The organism is Nonomuraea polychroma, from assembly GCF_004011505.1.
GTDB lineage: Bacteria > Actinomycetota > Actinomycetes > Streptosporangiales > Streptosporangiaceae > Nonomuraea > Nonomuraea polychroma.
The window spans coordinates 8,608,399-8,623,371 of record NZ_SAUN01000001.1; the positions used below are offsets into that span (position 1 = coordinate 8,608,399).

Here is a 14,973-nt window from a genome sequence, read left to right on the forward strand (position 1 = left end):
CGGATGACGCCCCGCCCAGCTCACCAGGTCTTGCCGGCCTGCTCCCGGATCGTGCGGTTGATCCGGTTGAAGAAGTTGGTCAGCGCGATGTCCAGGATGATCGCGGACAGCTGCTCTTCGTCGAAGTGGGCGGCGGCTGCGTCCCAGATCTCGTCGGTCACGCCCGGCGCGCCGTCCTGGATCCGGGTGGCGGCCTCGGCCAGCGCGAGCGCTGCCCGCTCCGCCTCGGTGAAGAAGGGCGTCTCGCGCCACGTGACCACGTTGTGCAGCCGCTCGTCCGTCTCTCCGTGCTTCTTGGCCGACGCGACCCCGGCGAATACGCACGGGCTGCAGCCGTTGATCTGGCTGGCCCGCAGGTGGACCAACTCCAGTACGCGCGGGTCGACGCCGCCGGAGTACATCGCCTTGTAGAGGCTCTGGATCGCCGTCATCACCTCGGGGCTCGCCGTGCTCTTCATGCGTGCTTCCATCGGTCTTGCTCCTTCATCGGTTACCTGTGCCCGTCCGGGCCCGTCATGACCAATGACGGAGCAGATCTGAGGAAGGTAACAACATGTCCGACACCAGCCCGACGAACTTGGTGGCCGAGGCGTTCGAGGCCCAGCGCGACCGGCTGCGCGCGGTCGCCTACCGCATGCTCGGGTCGCACGCCGACGCCGAGGACGTGGTCCAGGAGGCCTGGCTGCGGCTCTCCCGCCAGGACCCGGCGACCATCCACAATTTCGCCGGCTGGCTGACCACGGTGGTCGGCCGGATCAGCCTCGACGTCCTGCGATCACGCCAGGCCCGCCCTGAGGCGTCCTACGACGACCGGCTGCCCGACCTCGTGGTGACGGTCGACGACAGCCCTGCGCCAGAGGACGACGTGGCGCTCGCCGACTCGGTCGGGCTCGCGCTCCTCGTCGTCCTCGAATCGCTCGGGCCGAGCGAGCGGCTGGCGTTCGTGCTGCACGACCTGTTCGCGGTGCCGTTCAACGAGATCGGCCAGATCCTCGGCAAGTCCACCGACGCCACCAAGATGCTCGCCAGCCGCGCCCGCAGGAAGGTGCAGGCGACCGAGCGGCCGACGGTCGCCGGACGGGAGCAGCGAGAGGTGGTCCAGGCCTTCCTGGCGGCGGCTCACCGCGGCGACTTCGAGGGCTTGCTGCGCGTGCTCGACCCCGAGGTGAGGCTGACCGTCGACACCCCCGATGGTGTGGTCGTCGTCCTCGGCGCCACCGAGGTCGCCGCCGGCGCGCAACGCCGTTTGGCCGCCGGCGCCGTGCGAGGGCGAGCGGTGCTCGTCAACGGCCTTCCCGGGATCGTATCTTGGCGCGAGGACGGCGCCCCGCTCTCGGTCGTCGCGTTCACCGTCGTCGAGGGCCGGATCGCCGGCATCGCGGTCGTGATCGACCCGGCCAGGCTCGCGTCGATGGACCTGCCGGATCCGGGGTGAGTCACCGCCGAGGCGGTCGCCGCAGTGCGGGCAGACGGCGCTCGTCGCACGGCCCGATCGATCCTTTCCCAGCCCGCCTCGCGTATCGCGGGCGGCTCGCTCGTCGTAGGCCGGAGCAGTGATGGCGGCTCACAATCGAGCGGCGGAGTCGTCAGGCATGCGCCAGGCCGCCGCTGCCGCTCCGAGCAGGGCCACGACCAGGACAAGCGCCATGAAGACCTGCCCGTGCAGACCGAGGACGAAGACGGTCCTGATCGGCGAACTCCGGGTCGTAGGTGGCGGTGCCGGGGAACAGGAGCGCTCCGAACATGGGCTCCCCCACACCACGCAGCCCGGAGATTCCCGTGCGCGAAGCGCCCCGTGGCGGAGGCCCATGGTTTAGAGGAGGGTGCCGCCGGTGACCTCGAACTTGGCGAGGGCCTCGTCGATCCTGGCCAGGGTGTCAGGGTGGAGGGTCAGGTCGGCCGCGGCCAGGTTCTCCTCGATGTGGGACGGGGTACGGCTGCCGGGGATCGTGGCCACGTGCTCGTCCTGGTGCAGGAGCCAGGCCAGGGCCAGCTGGGCCGGGGTGATGTCCAGCTGGGCGGCAAGGGCGCGGATGGGGGCGTAGCGGTCGTTGTTGGCCGCCAGGTTCTCCGCGGAGAAGCGAGGGGCGTTGTGGCGGAAGTCTCCTTCGCCCAAGGACTGCACCGTGCCGGTCAGAAAACCCGTGCCCAGCGGGCTCCAGGCCACGATGCCGACGCCGAGCTCGCGGGCCGTCGACAGGAGGCCAGGGTCGATGGGCCGCCACATCGACCACTCGTTCTGCACGGCCGTCACCGGGTGCACGGCGTGGGCGGCCCGCAGTTGCGCGGCCGTCACGTTGGACAGGCCGATGTGCTTGATCAATCCGTCGCGTACCAGGTCGGCCATGGCTCCGACCGTGTCCTCAATGGGCACGCCCGGGTCCGGGTAGTGGGCGTAATAGAGATCGATCACGTCGGTGTCCAGGTTGCGCAGGCTGCGCTCCGCGTAGCGGCGGACGAGACGGGGCTCGGCGTTCACGCGTAGCTCGCCGAAGGCGTACCCGACCGGCTGCGGCCGGCTCGGCTCACCCTCCGGGATCGCCAGGCCGAACTTCGTCGCGACCACCACCTCATCCCTGCGGCCCTTGATCACGCGGCCCACCAGACGCTCGTTGTGGCCGTCGGCCCCGTAGGCGTCGCTGGTGTCCACGTGGGTCGCGCCCCCGTCGAGGGCCGCCTTGAGCGCCGTCTCCGCACGGGTGTCGTCGATGTTTCCGTAGATCCCCGGCGAGAGCACCATGGCGCCATAACCGATGGCGGGGACCTGCAGGTTTCCAAGTCGTCGTGTCTTCATGGGACAGATCCTGCAGCGGACGCGTGCCAAGTGTCCAAGTCCTCTTGCGATAACCGATGGTTATGGACCTGCAGCCACGCCCCATAGCGACGCCATACGGCGACATACCGGAAATATACCGAGGCTCTCTAGGGTCGCCCTCGTCCCGTACGGACATACACCATCAAGGAGAAATCATGCGCAGTATGCGACGCATCGGCAGCCTCGCGGCCATCGCGGCCATCGCGGTGAGTGTTGCTCTACTGGGTTCGCCCGCTTCTGCCAATGTCGGCGAAATATCAAAGGAGGCGGTGGTTCTCCGTGTCGCCGCACAGGACGGAGGCCCAAGAAATAGCGGCGAGATCAGCGACGACCTCATCGCGTGACCTGCAGAAGGTAGTCCTCCGTCCATCCTTACGATGGCCTCCATGGTAGATACATGGATCTGAAGTTGCTCAAGAGCTTCGTGGTTGTGGCAGAGGAGCTCAACGTGACGCGGGCGGCCGAGCGGCTGTTCGTGTCGCAGCCGGCCCTGTCCAAACAGCTCAGGGTGCTGGAGCGGGAGCTCGGGTTCCGGGTGTTCGAGCGGGTGCACAGCGGGGTCGCGCTCACCCGGCAGGGTGAGGTGTTGCTGCCGTTCGCCCGGGAGCTGCTGGAGCGGTGGGCGGCGGGGCTGGAGAACGCTCGGGCGGCGGCGGCCACCGGGACACTGGTGATCGGGATCCAGACGGCCGTGGGGCGCGGGTTGCAGCAGGCGGCGTTGCGGCGGTTCAGGAAGGCCATGCCGGGGTGGGAGGTGTCGTTGCGGCTGGTCGGCTGGGACGATCCCAGTGGCGGGCTGCTCGACGGCTCCTCGGACGTGGCGTTCATCTGGTTGCCGGTGCCGGCGGGGCTGAGCACGTACGTGCTGGCCACCGAGGGCAGAGGGGTGGCCATGCCGGCCGACCATCCGCTGGCGGAGCTGGCGGAGGTGCCGTTCGCAGCGCTGCGGGACGAACCGTTCATCGCCTTGCCCGCGGCCGCCGGGCCGTTGCGGGACTTCTGGCTCGGGCTCGACGCGCGGGACGACGAGCCGGTCGTCGGGGTCACCGCCAACACGCCCGAGGAGGTGTTCGAGGCCGTGACCAGCGGGCTCGGCGTGGTGCTCGTGGCCGAGGGGAACGCGGCGCTCTACAACAGGCCCGGGATGGTGTACCGCCCGGTGGCGGGGCTGCCGCCCGGAGAGCTCGCGATCGCGTGGAGAGGCGGGGACAAGAGTCCACAAGTCGCGGCATTCATCGACGCGCTACGGCAGGTCACCACTAAGGTCTGACACGACATCGGATCCCGAGGAAGGGCGACTTCCATGAGCGAGCGAAGCGAGCGGCACATCAAACACAGCCGACTGTCGTTCATGCGACCGACGGAGGAGGGCGCATGAACGACTACGCGATCACTTTCGATCTCATCGACGCCGACAACGACGGCCGTATTTCCGCGACCGAGCTCGTCCGGCTGATGGAGGTGCTCGGCCAGCCGGTGACGCTGGAGGCCGCGCAGGAAGGGGTGCGCAGGCTCGACAAGGACGGCGACGGGCTCATCGACGTGGAGGAGTTCGGGGCCTTCATCCAGAAGTGACACCGATACCGAACCAAGCATTTGCTCCACAACCTCTGTCGCCTGAGCCACAATGGCGACAGGAGGGACGATGGCCATCAAGAGTGACATCAGCGAAAGCCGCACCCCCGCGGACATCGTGACAACGCTCAGGTCGGGCATCGGCCGGGTTTCCGAGGAAATGATCAAGGAGATCCAAACCCGCATCCCCGAATACGATCGGCCTGACGACGAGCTCTACATGAAGGTCGTCAGGATGGCGGTCGAGCAGGCCATCGAAGGCTTTCTCGACCGCATCGAGCACCCGGGCGCCCCGTGGGATCCGGAGCCGTTCCGCATGATCGGCAGGGGCGAGGCGGCCGAGGGGCGCAACCTGGAGTCGCTCCAGACCGCGATGCGGCTCGGCGCCCGGGTCGGCTGGCGGCGGCTGACGGAGCTCGCCGGCCCGCTCGAGTTGTCCCCCCAATTGCTGTACGACCTGGGCGAGGCCATCTTCGTCTACCTCGACCAGCTGGCCGACGCGGCGGCCGAGGGCTTCGAAGAGGGCAGGGCGCGCGCCGCCGGCGAGATGGAGCGCCGCCGCGCCCGCCTCCTCGACATGCTGCTCAGCCAACCGCCCGCCAGTCCGGAAGCCATCGCCGACCTGGCCAAGGCGGCAGGGTGGCGGCTGCCGCGGACGGTGGCCTGCGTGGCACTCGACGACCAGCCGTCCGGAGCCCATCGCCCGTCCGCCCCCGCTCGCATGCCGCCACTGCCGCCCGACGTTCTGGCGGGTCTGGAGCGGCCTTCGCCGTGCCTGCTGGTGCCCGACCCCAGCGGGCCGGGCCAGGCGCAGATGCTGGAGCAGGCGTTGCGCGGGCGCAGGGGCGCCATCGGGCCGGCCGTGCCGCTGGCCGCCGCCGCGACGTCGTTGCGCTGGGCGCGGGAGGCGCAGGAGCTGTCGCGGCGCGGGGTGCTGCCGCGCGGATTGCTGCGGTGTGAGGACCACATGGCCACCCTGGTGGTCTTCAAGGATGAGGAGCTGGTCAGCGCCCTGGCCGAGGTCCGTCTCGCGCCCCTCGCCCATCTGCGGCCCACCCAGCAGGATCGGCTGGCGGAGACGTTGCTGGCCTGGTTGCGGTACGGCAGGGTGGCGGGCGAGGTGGCCGCCCGGTTGCACGTGCATCCCCAGACCGTGCGTTATCGGCTGCGGCAGCTCGAGGAGTTGTACGGCGATCAGCTGGCCGATCCGGACATCCGTTTCGAGCTGGAGATCGTGCTCCGGGCCCGCCAGGCCATCATCGAGTCGAGCGAGAGGCGCTGACGTCCCCGCCGCCTGCTTCGGGCCGGACGGTGTAGGCGCGCTCATCGGTACGGGCCAGGGCGCGTGACACCGCGCTCCCGGCCCCGGTCATGCTAAGCGGCGTGCAGGTACACCTGGCCGAACACCTCGGACAGGTTCTTGAGGTCCGTGGCCAGGTCCACCTCGGGGTTGGCCGGGTCGTAGATGGTCGCCAGGCGGGCGCGGACCGAGCTGAGCTTCTTGAGCTGGTCCCAGGTGGCGTTGGGCGCCCACTTCTCGCCGAACACCCGGCTGACCTGGCCCTGGTCGTTCTGCCAGCGGGTCCACAGGGTGATCGTCTCCGCGGCGTCGTCCTGGAGCGGGGCGGCGATGCGGTCGGTGATGGCCTTGGTGGCCTGCTCCTCGGTCAGCTGGGCGCCGGCGAAGCTCGCGTCCTCGACGGCGATCTGGGCGTAGGCGTCCCAGGCGCGGGCGCGTACCTGGATGGCCTGGTTGCGCTGGGCCTCGGCGGCGTCGATCTTCCAGGTGGCGTACTCGGTGCCGAGGTGGCCGCTGTCGAGGGCCAGCTGGTCGATGTAGCCCTTGGCCAGCCAGACGCCGATGCGGTCGGGGTCGAGCAGCGGGTACTTCTTGGCGATCTCGGCCTTGCAGGCGTCGTTCGCACCGCAGCCGAAGACCGGCACCAGCGTGTGCGCGGCCAGCTTCTTGCCCGGGGCCAGGCCACGTAGCGCGGTCGCGGTCTCGGCGACGAACTTGTCCAGCTCCTCCGCCGTGGTGAACGTCTGGTTGTAGCCGAGCTGCGAGGTGAAACGGATGCCGACGACGCCGGGCTGCGCGGCGGCCAGCGCGGCGATCTTCTTGGCGGCTTCGGCGAGCTTGCCGGCCTTGTAGTCGTCGGCCAGCTCGGTCTCGATCCACAGGCGCATGTTCGTCTGGACGGCGGCCTGTGCGGCCTGGCCGGCCGGCGTCTGCTGGGCGGCGCTCTTCTCGGCGGCGGAGATGCTGTCGGGGTCGACGTAGCACTCCTGCCCGTCCTGGCATTCCGGCGTGCCACCGTCCTCGGCACCGTCGACGTCCGGGGCGCCGCCGTCGCGGGGCTCGCCGTCGCCCTCGCCGCCGGTCGCGCACTCGTTGCCCGGCTCCGTGCAGTCCACGGTGATCGGGTCCATCGGGCCGGCTTCCTTCAGGTTCTCGCCGTCGTTGTCGAGCCAGAACCTCGCGATGTCCGCGGCCTCCTCGGGGGTGGCCATCCAGGTGCAGACAACGTACGCCGGGGTGTCGTCGGCCAGCAGGTCGTTACAGCTGCGCGGGTCGTCCGCCGACCACGCTGGAACACCGACGCCGAGGAACGAGAGGGCGAGTCCGATGACGAGGAGCTGCCGCAGCCGCTTTCGCATGGCACCTAACTTCCAGGGGGTGATCGTGGGCATATGCACCATATCCGGACGATCAACAACGTTCAATGAGATCGACGCCTTCTTCACGCCATACTCAACCGGCAGTAGCCGCCCCAGTTGCGTTGAATTCTCGCGATATTCAGGTACGGCCAGTCGGCATGCTCACGAGTCCACCTCCACCCACGTCCAGCCACGGCCGTCGGGAGTGGCCCGCACCACCCGGGCACGCCCCGCGGTGACCTTCACCCACCGCGGCCCCTCCTCACCCTTCGCGGCCCCGGACGCGGCGGGGGCGACGTAGGGATGCTTGCGGAGGGGCTTGGCCGGGACGAGCTCAGATCCGCCTCCCCCGCGCCCACCGTCCACGGGCGGCGGCTCGTGCTCCGCGGCCAGCGGCACTGGGTCGGTGTCCATGCCGAAGACGGCCGGCCGCCCGTTGACGGTCACCGCCGGCTCGGGCGGCTCCCCCGCGGGCGGCGGAAGGGCGTAGCGCCGTGGAGAGGGCGGCGGGACGGCGGGGCGGTCCGCGATCGGCAGTGGCGGCGCGGCAGGGCGGTCTTGGGGCTCGGCGCGCCGGTGGAAGGCACGCAGCCATCCCGCCCGCACCCTCGACAGCAGGAACACCTCGTAGTCCATGGACAACGCGAACACCACGACCAGGATCAGCACCGCCACGGTCGCCTCGAAGGAGCCGGTGGCGGTGAACCCCAGCGCCGACGCCAGATGCCCGTCCTGGAAGGCCCACACGATCACCCCGAACGAGGCCCCGATGGACAACACGTTCATCACCAGCGCCTTGACCGGCAGCACCACCGACCTGAAGGCGGCGAACAGCAGCCCCGCCGTCACCGACCCCGCCACCAGCGCCATCCACGGCAACGTGGCGCCCAGGCTGTCCATCAGGTCCATCTGGGTGGCGGTCGGCCCGCCGACCACCACCCGCCGCGTGTTCGGCACGGGCTCCATGTCCCTGATCGATCTGACGAGTTCCCGCGCCTCGTCCGACCTCGGGTCCACGTCGTAGCGGACGGCGAGCCGCACGGCCCCGTTGTCCTGCGACAGCCCCGCCACGTCGACCCCGCTCACGTGGGGCAACCGCCGCAGCCGGTCCACGAACGGTTTCGCGTCGGAGGGCGACACGGGCGTGACCGCGCTGATCGGCGAGTGCCCCTGGCCGAGCGGCCCGGGGACGACGGGCGACCCGGTGAAGGAGCGCTCGACCAGGGCGTGGACGTCGATCGCGGCCATGGAGCTCTGGGCGAAGTCCCGGTCCACGATCTCGGCCACCCGGCGGCTCTCGGAGGCGGCGGGCAACATCCGGTGATCCACGTCGCCGAACTTCACGTGCAGGAACGGCAGCGCCAGCGACACCAGCACGGCGGCCACGACGGCCACGTACAGCACCGGCCGCCGCATCACGCTGGACGCGACGGCGTGCCACATGCCCCCGTCGCGCCGCCCGAAGTGCGGGGTGACGCGGAGGGCGTACACGCGCCGCCCGAGTATGCCCAGGACCGCAGGCAGCACGACCAGGGCTGCCCCCATCGCCACCAGCACCACGGCCGCCGCCCCGAGCCCGATCGAGCGCAGGTACGTCTGCGGGAAGAGCAGCAGCCCAAGCAGCGCCGTGGCCACCGTCAGCCCGGAGAACGCCACGGTGCGCCCGGCGGTGGCCATGGTCCGCACCACGGCCTCCTCGCTCGACGCCCCGGCCCTGATCTCCTCCCTGAACGCCTTGAGCACGTACAGCGAGTAGTCGACGGCCAGGCCGAGCCCGAGCATGGTGACGACGTTCAGCGAGAAGACGGGGACCTCGGTGACCTCGGTCAGCAGCCGGAGCAGCACCAGCGCGCCGAGGATCGCGAGCAACCCCACGAGCAGCGGCAGCCCGGCCGCCACGAGGCTCCCGAACACGACGACGAGCAGCACCAGCAGCACCGGCATGGAGATGGCCTCGGCGCGGGCCAGGTCGGTGGCGCTCTGGTCGTTGAGCTCCTTCAGCAGCGGCACCGACCCGCCGACCTCGACGTAGAGGTTCTGGACGCGCCTGAGCCGGTCCGCGATGGCGGCATAGGCGGCCTGTTTGTCACCTTTGAGGGTGACCAGCGCGTACGTCGACCGCCCGTCCTCCGACACCATCCGCTTCGACCCGGTCGTCCAGTACGTGGCCAGCCTGCGCACGTGCTCCCCCGGCAGCGCCCGCAGCGAGTCGTGCACCGCCTTCTTGTACCGCGGGTCCCGCGCCTCGACCGTCGGGTGCCGGTAGAGGACGACCACGTCGGGGGCGTCACCGCCGTACCAGTCGTCGTTCCAGCGGGCGGCGGTCGTGGAGTCGGCGCGCGGGTCCGCGAAGCCGCCGCCGGTCATCCGCCCGAACAGCTCCAGCCCCAGCGGCGCGACCAGGACGGCCGCCGCCAGGCTCAGCACCAGCAGGGTCCACCTGCCGCGATAGACCAGCCGGCCCCCGGCTCGGAACGCAGGCTCAAACAAGGGCGCCCTCCCGGTACGCCCGGAGGCGCGCGGGCACCTGGGCGAGCAACGTGTCAGGCATGCCGAAGTCCCCTCGTTCAGGGACCTAGCAAATTACGGGACAACGAGGGCCGGATTCTTGCCAAGCGCCTGCACATTCCTCATTCGGTCTTGTTACCGGGTGACAAGAAGTGCGGCAAGATATGGGAGTTTGACTGTTTCATAGGGGGTCACGCAGGTGCACAGTTACAGGGGCGATCTCGGCCTGCTCCGGGATCGCCGGTTCACGCTGCTCCTGTCCGCCAGGACGATCTCCGTTCTGGGCAGCGCCTTCGCACCCGTGGCCCTGGCGTTCGGCATCCTGAGCCTGCCCGGCGCGGACGCCACGACCCTGTCGATCGTGCTCACCGCCGAGTCCCTGCCGATGATCGTGTTCATGCTGGTGGGCGGCGTGATCGCGGACCGGCTGCCGCGCCAGCGGGTCATGATGGTGGGCGAGCTCCTGATGGCGGTGGCGTTCTTCGCGCTGGGGGCCATGCTGCTCGTCGGCTGGACCCCGCTGCCGGCGCTGGTCACGGCGGCGGCGCTGGGCGGGACGGCCACGGCGGTCACGTTCCCCGCGCTGACCGGGATCATCCCCGAGGTGGTGCCGCAGGACCGGCTGCAGACCGGCAACGCGCTGCTCGGCCTGGGCGCGAACGCCTCCAGGGTGGCCGGCACCGTGCTCGGCGGCGGCACGGTGGTGCTGTTCGGCGGCGGCTGGGCACTGGTGACCAGCGGCGCCATGTTCGCGGTGGCCGGCGTGCTGATCGCGCTGCTGCGACTGGAGCATGGGGAGCGGCCCGCGGGCGAGCGGCACTCGGTGCTGGCCGACCTGCGCGACGGGTGGCGGGAGTTCCGCTCGCGGCAGTGGATCTGGGTGGTGGTCGCGCAGTTCTCGCTGCTGGTCATGGCCATCCAGGCCGGGCACGGGGTGCTCGGGCCGCTGTGGGCCAAGGAGAACATGGGCGGCCCGGCGGTCTGGACGGCGTTCCTCGCGGGCGAGGCCATCGGCATGATCTGCGGGGTGCTGGTGTCGATCCGGCTGCGGCCGCGCCGGCCCATCCTGGTGGCGGTGCTGCTCTGCCTGCCGACCGCGCTGCCGTACCTGCTGCTCGGGGCCGACGCGCCGATCTGGGCGATCGTGGCCGGGGCCTTCGTGCTCGGGGTCTGCTTCGACGTGTTCGGCGTGTTGTGGCAGACCACGATGCAGCGGGAGGTCCCGGCCGAGTCGTTGTCGCGGGTCAGCTCGTACGACATGCTCGGGTCGCTGATGTTCGGGCCGATCGGGCTGATGCTGGCCGGTCCGGCGTCGGAGCTGTTCGGCACGGAGGAGTCGCTGCTCGGCTGCGCCGTCCTAGTCGTGGTGAGCACGCTGGGCGCGCTGCTCTCGCCCGGCGTGCGCAACCTGCGCGCCGAAGCACCGCCGCGGCTCACGCCGGCTCAGGCGGACCCGAAGTAGGCGTTGGCCCGGGGCTGGAACATCAGCGCCATCGCCCCGAGCACGGCCGCCACGTGGAGAATCCGGCTGGCCGCGAAGACCCAGCCCATGGCGTCCAGGCCGGCGGCGGCCTCGGCGATCGACCCGCCCTCCAGCAGCCACCGAGCGGGCTCGACCACGAGCGACAACGTTCCGAACACACCCAGCGTGCCGGCGAGCGTCCACCGCGCCCAGTTCTGCCCGCGCCGGAGCCGCAGCGCCAGGAAGACCGCGCCGGCGAAGACGGCCAGCCGGAACCCGGCGCCCGGCAGCAGGCCGGCCGGTGTGGACGTGCCCGCGAGCAGCTCACGGGAGACCATCAGCGCGGCCTCGAACGCGCCGAGGGCGACCGCCGACAACCAGAGCATGGCGGCCGCGTGCACGACGGGCGGCGGACCCGCCGGCGTGGGGTCGTTTCTCCGCAGGCCGGTGACAGTGCTCATGAGGGGTACCTCCAGTAAGCGCGAGACGTGTACTCCGAAGTCTCCGCCGCGGCCCCGCGCCGGTCATGCCCGCCGTCCCCCCAGTTCAGGTGGGGTGCGCCCTACCCGCTGTCAGACGATGATCAACCGCACGACGACCCCCGCGCAGTTGCCCGCCACGCAGATCCGCACCGGCACCTCGGAGATGCCCGGAGCGGCGGGCACGCCGCCCACGTGGCCGTCGGGACCGATGGTCACGCCCGCGGGCAGCCTGCCGTGATCGGTCACGGAGAAGGTGGGCATGACGCCGGGCGGGCCGCCGCTGATGCCGATCTCGCCGTCCAGCGCGGTGCCCGCCCTGCCGAGGAAGGTCAGCTCGCGCGGCACCCACGGCACGTTGCGGAGCACCACGAGGGTGACCTCCTGTTCGTGGCACGTCGCGTCGGCGCAGAGCTGGACGGGGCTGACGTACGTGCCGGAACGTCGCGGCGTGCCGTAGAGCCGGCCGCTCTGGTCGATCTGGACCCCGACGGCGAGGTATTTGGCGCGGAACGTCGCGCCCTTGGCGGTGGGCAGCAGCCGGCGGCTGACCTCGATGCCCTCGGTGACATAGATGGTGTCCTCGACGAGGTGGTGTTCCGGTGGGTCGGCGGGGGTCTGCCGGGCCATGAGCGCCATGGGGGTGGGAATCGTGGGCACCGCGGCGGTCAGCGCGCACACCGCCAACCCGGCGAGCAGGAACACCCACTTCTGCCGCATCGCTACCCCCTGGCTACCCCTATCCCGTACGTACCCACCCGTGTTCATGCCTCACTCCACGAGGCGTGCTCGGTCGCCATACGCCGTCGCGGCGTCACAGATAATCAGTCGCATGGCCGCTGAATCCGCTCAGACTCTCGAGCGCGGGCTTCGCCTGCTCAGATTGCTCGCCGATGGCAAGGGCGGGCGCACGCCGACCGAGCTGAGCAACGAGTTGTCGCTGAGCCGTCCCGTCGTGTACCGGCTGCTGACGACGCTGACGAACGAGGGATTCGTCCGCCGGGACGCCGAGGGGCGGGTGCATCTGGGATTCGGGGTGCTGGTGCTGGCCCAGGCCGTGCAGCCGCTGCTGCGGGCGGCGGCGCTGCCGACGTTGCGCCGGCTGGCCGAGCAGGTGGGCGCGACCGCGCACCTGACCGTGGCCGAGGGCGACGACGGGCTGGCCGTGGCGGTGGTCGAGCCTTCATGGACCGACATGCACGTGGCCTACCGGGAGGGCGCGCGCCATCCGCTCACGAAAGGCGCGGCGGGCCAGGCGATCCTGGGGCTGCGCGAGGGCCGTGACGACTACTTCGTCACGGAAGGGCAGTTGCAGGAGGGTGCGCGGGGCGTCGCCGCGCCCGTGACCGGGTTGCCGTGGCTGGAGGCCTCCGTGGGGGTGGTGACGTTCGGGCCGCTGGAGGAGGGGACCGGGCCGCGCGTGGTGGCCGCGGCCGCCGAGCTGTCCGCTGCTCTGGGTTGACATCTCCCTACCCATGGCGGACGGTAGTCACATATAGAGGACACCTTCGTCCGATAAACGGACACGCAAGGGAGGGGCCGATGCCGTACTACCGGGTCGTTGGGGAGGTGCCGCGCAAGCGGCACGTGCAGTTCAGGCGGCCGGACGGCGGCCTCTACGCCGAGGAGCTGATGGGCGAGGAGGGTTTCTCGTCCGACTCCTCGCTGCTCTACCACCGCTACCTGCCGACCGCGATCGTCAAGGCGGAGGCGGTCGAACCCGGCACGGAAACGCGCCTGGAGCCCAATCTGCCGCTCTCGCCACGCCACTTCCGGACCCAGGAGCTTTCCAGCGCCGGCGACCTGGTCACGGGCCGCATACTGCTGGCCGGCAACGGCGACGTCCGATTGTCGTACGCCACCAGCGACCGGCCGAGCGAGCTCTACCGCAACTCCATGGGCGACGAATGCGTCTATGTGCAGGCGGGACGCGTACGTTTCGAGTCGACCTACGGCGTGATCGAGGCCGGGGAAGGCGACTACATCGTCGTCCCGACAGGAACGATCCACCGGTGGGTGCCAGATGGGGCGGCCAATGTGCTGGCCATCGAGGCGGCCGGGCACATCAGACCCCCCAAGCGGTACCTGTCGCAGTACGGGCAGTTCCTGGAGCACGCGCCTTACTGCGAGCGCGACCTGCGCGCACCCGAAGAACCGCTCGTGGTCGAGGGCGAGGAGGTGCCGGTGCTGGTCCGCACGCGCGGCGGGCTGACCAGGCTCGTCTACCGCAACCACCCGTTCGACGTGGTGGGCTGGGACGGCTACCTCTATCCCTTCGCGTTCAACATCAATGACTTCGAGCCGATCGTGAAGAAGACGCACGCGCCGCCGCCGGTGCACCAGACGTTCGAGGGACCCGGGTTCGTGGTGTGCTCGTTCTGCCCGCGGCCGCTCGACTACCACCCCGAGGCCATCCCGATCCCGTACAACCACCACAACGTGGACTCCGACGAGTTCATGTTCTACGTGGGCGGCGACTACTCCGCGCGGGCGGGCTCCGGCATCGACGTCGGGTCGATCTCGCTGCATCCGGCCGGGTTCACGCACGGACCGCAGCCGGGCGCGGTGGAGGCGGTGATCGACGCGGTCGCGCGGGGCGTCACGACCACGAGCGAGATGGCGGTGATGGTGGACACCTTCCGCCCGCTCGACCTCGGCCAGGGCGCGCTGTCCTGCGAGGATCCCGGCTACGCGTGGACATGGGCACGATGATTCTCTACACGGCGCTGGTGGACGACGCGGGCCTGTTCCCGCCGACGTCCCTGCACATGGACGAGGCGCTCGCCCGCTACCGGCGGGACGTGGAGCGCGGCAACCCGGTGCTCACGCACCGCTTCCTGTGCCCGGCCAGCCGGCTGGACCGGCTGCGCGGCAAGGACTACCGGCCGCGGCGCATCGGGCTGATCGTGGACACGCCGGAGGTGCCCGCCTTCGACGACCTGCCGGTCGACATCGTCGAAATGCCGCTGCCGGACGGCACGTCGGTCGCGACGCTGGCCGATCAGCTTCGGCTGCCCGACGGGGTGCGGCTCTTCGCCGAGGTCGTCCCGGGGAGGATGGCCGTGGACGTGCCCGACGGCGTGGGGCTGAAGGTGCGCTGCGGCGGCCTGGCGGCCGACGCCTTCCCGCCGGTGGAGCATCTCGCGATGTTCATCAAGTTCTGCGTGGACAACGACGTGCCGTTCAAGGCCACGGCCGGGCTGCACCACGCCATACGCCACTTCGACCCCTCGCTCGGCGTGGACCGGCACGGGTTCCTCAACCTGGCGCTGGCGGTGTGCGAGGCCGTCGAAGGACGGGATCCGGCTCCGGCGCTGCGCACCACCGACGTGGGGCATCTCGTACGGCTGGCGCAGTCCGTACCGGAGGAGACCGCGAAGCGGGCGCGGCGGCTGCTGGTGAGCTATGGCTCATGCAGCACCATCACGCCCGTCGAAGACCTGCGCACGCTGGGACTGATCGAGGAGGATCCGTGA

General features: G+C 70.5%; 15 protein-coding genes. 9 read left to right on the forward strand and 6 right to left on the reverse strand.

The features are described from left to right. Window positions 1-20 precede the first annotated feature (20 nt). On the reverse strand, window positions 21-470 hold the full coding sequence (locus EDD27_RS39495) for a carboxymuconolactone decarboxylase family protein (RefSeq protein ID WP_127936921.1): 450 nt from the start codon (window positions 468-470) through the stop codon (window positions 21-23). A gap of 83 nt (window positions 471-553) precedes the next feature. Here EDD27_RS39495 and EDD27_RS39500 point away from each other — a divergent pair, with 83 nt between their 5' ends. Then, window positions 554-1,435: a sigma-70 family RNA polymerase sigma factor gene (locus EDD27_RS39500; RefSeq protein ID WP_127936922.1), complete on the forward strand. Its 882-nt coding sequence runs from the start codon at window positions 554-556 to the stop codon at window positions 1,433-1,435. A 378-nt stretch (window positions 1,436-1,813) separates the two neighbouring features. Here the strand turns inward: EDD27_RS39500 and EDD27_RS39510 are convergent, their stop codons facing one another. After that, on the reverse strand, window positions 1,814-2,794 hold the full coding sequence (locus EDD27_RS39510) for an aldo/keto reductase (RefSeq protein ID WP_127936923.1): 981 nt from the start codon (window positions 2,792-2,794) through the stop codon (window positions 1,814-1,816). A 176-nt stretch (window positions 2,795-2,970) separates the two neighbouring features. Here EDD27_RS39510 and EDD27_RS39515 point away from each other — a divergent pair, with 176 nt between their 5' ends. From EDD27_RS39515 to EDD27_RS39530, 4 genes are all read left to right on the forward strand, one after another. Beyond that, the gene (locus EDD27_RS39515) at window positions 2,971-3,159 is read left to right on the forward strand and encodes a hypothetical protein (RefSeq protein ID WP_127936924.1); all 189 of its coding nucleotides are present in this window, start codon (window positions 2,971-2,973) and stop codon (window positions 3,157-3,159) included. A 53-nt stretch (window positions 3,160-3,212) separates the two neighbouring features. After that, window positions 3,213-4,085, forward strand: a complete 873-nt coding sequence (locus EDD27_RS39520) for a LysR family transcriptional regulator (protein WP_127936925.1) — start codon at window positions 3,213-3,215, stop codon at window positions 4,083-4,085. A gap of 104 nt (window positions 4,086-4,189) precedes the next feature. Continuing rightward, complete coding sequence (locus tag EDD27_RS39525) at window positions 4,190-4,390, forward strand: EF-hand domain-containing protein (protein ID WP_127936926.1); 201 nt, start codon at window positions 4,190-4,192, stop codon at window positions 4,388-4,390. 70 nt (window positions 4,391-4,460) lie between these two features. Further along, window positions 4,461-5,672: a PucR family transcriptional regulator gene (locus tag EDD27_RS39530; RefSeq protein ID WP_241564501.1), complete on the forward strand. Its 1,212-nt coding sequence runs from the start codon at window positions 4,461-4,463 to the stop codon at window positions 5,670-5,672. 92 nt (window positions 5,673-5,764) lie between these two features. Here EDD27_RS39530 and EDD27_RS39535 read toward each other — a convergent pair whose 3' ends face one another. Further along, window positions 5,765-7,048: a hypothetical protein gene (locus EDD27_RS39535; RefSeq protein WP_127936927.1), complete on the reverse strand. Its 1,284-nt coding sequence runs from the start codon at window positions 7,046-7,048 to the stop codon at window positions 5,765-5,767. Between the two features lie 162 nt (window positions 7,049-7,210). Beyond that, complete coding sequence (locus tag EDD27_RS39540) at window positions 7,211-9,538, reverse strand: MMPL family transporter (protein WP_127936928.1); 2,328 nt, start codon at window positions 9,536-9,538, stop codon at window positions 7,211-7,213. A gap of 217 nt (window positions 9,539-9,755) precedes the next feature. On the opposite strand from EDD27_RS39540, the gene EDD27_RS39545 reads away from it, so the two are divergent. Next, window positions 9,756-11,018, forward strand: a complete 1,263-nt coding sequence (locus tag EDD27_RS39545; protein WP_127936929.1) for an MFS transporter — start codon at window positions 9,756-9,758, stop codon at window positions 11,016-11,018. Here EDD27_RS39545 and EDD27_RS39550 read toward each other — a convergent pair. Continuing rightward, on the reverse strand, window positions 11,000-11,479 hold the full coding sequence (locus EDD27_RS39550) for a hypothetical protein (RefSeq protein WP_127936930.1): 480 nt from the start codon (window positions 11,477-11,479) through the stop codon (window positions 11,000-11,002). The two genes, EDD27_RS39545 and EDD27_RS39550, sit on opposite strands and share 19 nt — an antisense overlap. 111 nt (window positions 11,480-11,590) lie before the next feature. Further along, complete coding sequence (locus EDD27_RS39555; protein WP_127936931.1) at window positions 11,591-12,217, reverse strand: hypothetical protein; 627 nt, start codon at window positions 12,215-12,217, stop codon at window positions 11,591-11,593. Window positions 12,218-12,329: 112 nt separating this feature from the next. Between EDD27_RS39555 and EDD27_RS39560 the strand changes: the two genes are divergently transcribed. The 3 genes from EDD27_RS39560 (at window position 12,330) to EDD27_RS39570 (ending at window position 14,973) form a co-directional block, all read left to right on the forward strand. Further along, on the forward strand, window positions 12,330-12,959 hold the full coding sequence (locus EDD27_RS39560) for a helix-turn-helix domain-containing protein (protein WP_127936932.1): 630 nt from the start codon (window positions 12,330-12,332) through the stop codon (window positions 12,957-12,959). An 80-nt stretch (window positions 12,960-13,039) separates the two neighbouring features. Next, window positions 13,040-14,209, forward strand: a complete 1,170-nt coding sequence (locus EDD27_RS39565; protein WP_127936933.1) for a homogentisate 1,2-dioxygenase — start codon at window positions 13,040-13,042, stop codon at window positions 14,207-14,209. After that, a complete protein-coding gene (locus EDD27_RS39570) occupies window positions 14,197-14,973 on the forward strand; it encodes a hypothetical protein (protein ID WP_241564899.1) in 777 nt (258 codons plus the stop codon). Before EDD27_RS39565 ends, EDD27_RS39570 begins: the two co-directional genes overlap by 13 nt.

Coding starts and splice junctions, on each gene's coding strand:
- EDD27_RS39510 (WP_127936923.1), bottom strand. CDS start 2,794: ATGAAGACACGACGACTTGGAAACCTGCAGGTCCCCGCCATCGGTTAT.
- EDD27_RS39570 (WP_241564899.1), top strand. CDS start 14,197: ATGGGCACGATGATTCTCTACACGGCGCTGGTGGACGACGCGGGCCTG.
- EDD27_RS39535 (WP_127936927.1), bottom strand. CDS start 7,048: ATGCGAAAGCGGCTGCGGCAGCTCCTCGTCATCGGACTCGCCCTCTCG.
- EDD27_RS39520 (WP_127936925.1), top strand. CDS start 3,213: ATGGATCTGAAGTTGCTCAAGAGCTTCGTGGTTGTGGCAGAGGAGCTC.
- EDD27_RS39495 (WP_127936921.1), bottom strand. CDS start 470: ATGGAAGCACGCATGAAGAGCACGGCGAGCCCCGAGGTGATGACGGCG.
- EDD27_RS39500 (WP_127936922.1), top strand. CDS start 554: ATGTCCGACACCAGCCCGACGAACTTGGTGGCCGAGGCGTTCGAGGCC.
- EDD27_RS39555 (WP_127936931.1), bottom strand. CDS start 12,217: ATGCGGCAGAAGTGGGTGTTCCTGCTCGCCGGGTTGGCGGTGTGCGCG.
- EDD27_RS39550 (WP_127936930.1), bottom strand. CDS start 11,479: ATGAGCACTGTCACCGGCCTGCGGAGAAACGACCCCACGCCGGCGGGT.
- EDD27_RS39525 (WP_127936926.1), top strand. CDS start 4,190: ATGAACGACTACGCGATCACTTTCGATCTCATCGACGCCGACAACGAC.
- EDD27_RS39565 (WP_127936933.1), top strand. CDS start 13,040: ATGCCGTACTACCGGGTCGTTGGGGAGGTGCCGCGCAAGCGGCACGTG.
- EDD27_RS39515 (WP_127936924.1), top strand. CDS start 2,971: ATGCGCAGTATGCGACGCATCGGCAGCCTCGCGGCCATCGCGGCCATC.
- EDD27_RS39560 (WP_127936932.1), top strand. CDS start 12,330: ATGGCCGCTGAATCCGCTCAGACTCTCGAGCGCGGGCTTCGCCTGCTC.
- EDD27_RS39530 (WP_241564501.1), top strand. CDS start 4,461: ATGGCCATCAAGAGTGACATCAGCGAAAGCCGCACCCCCGCGGACATC.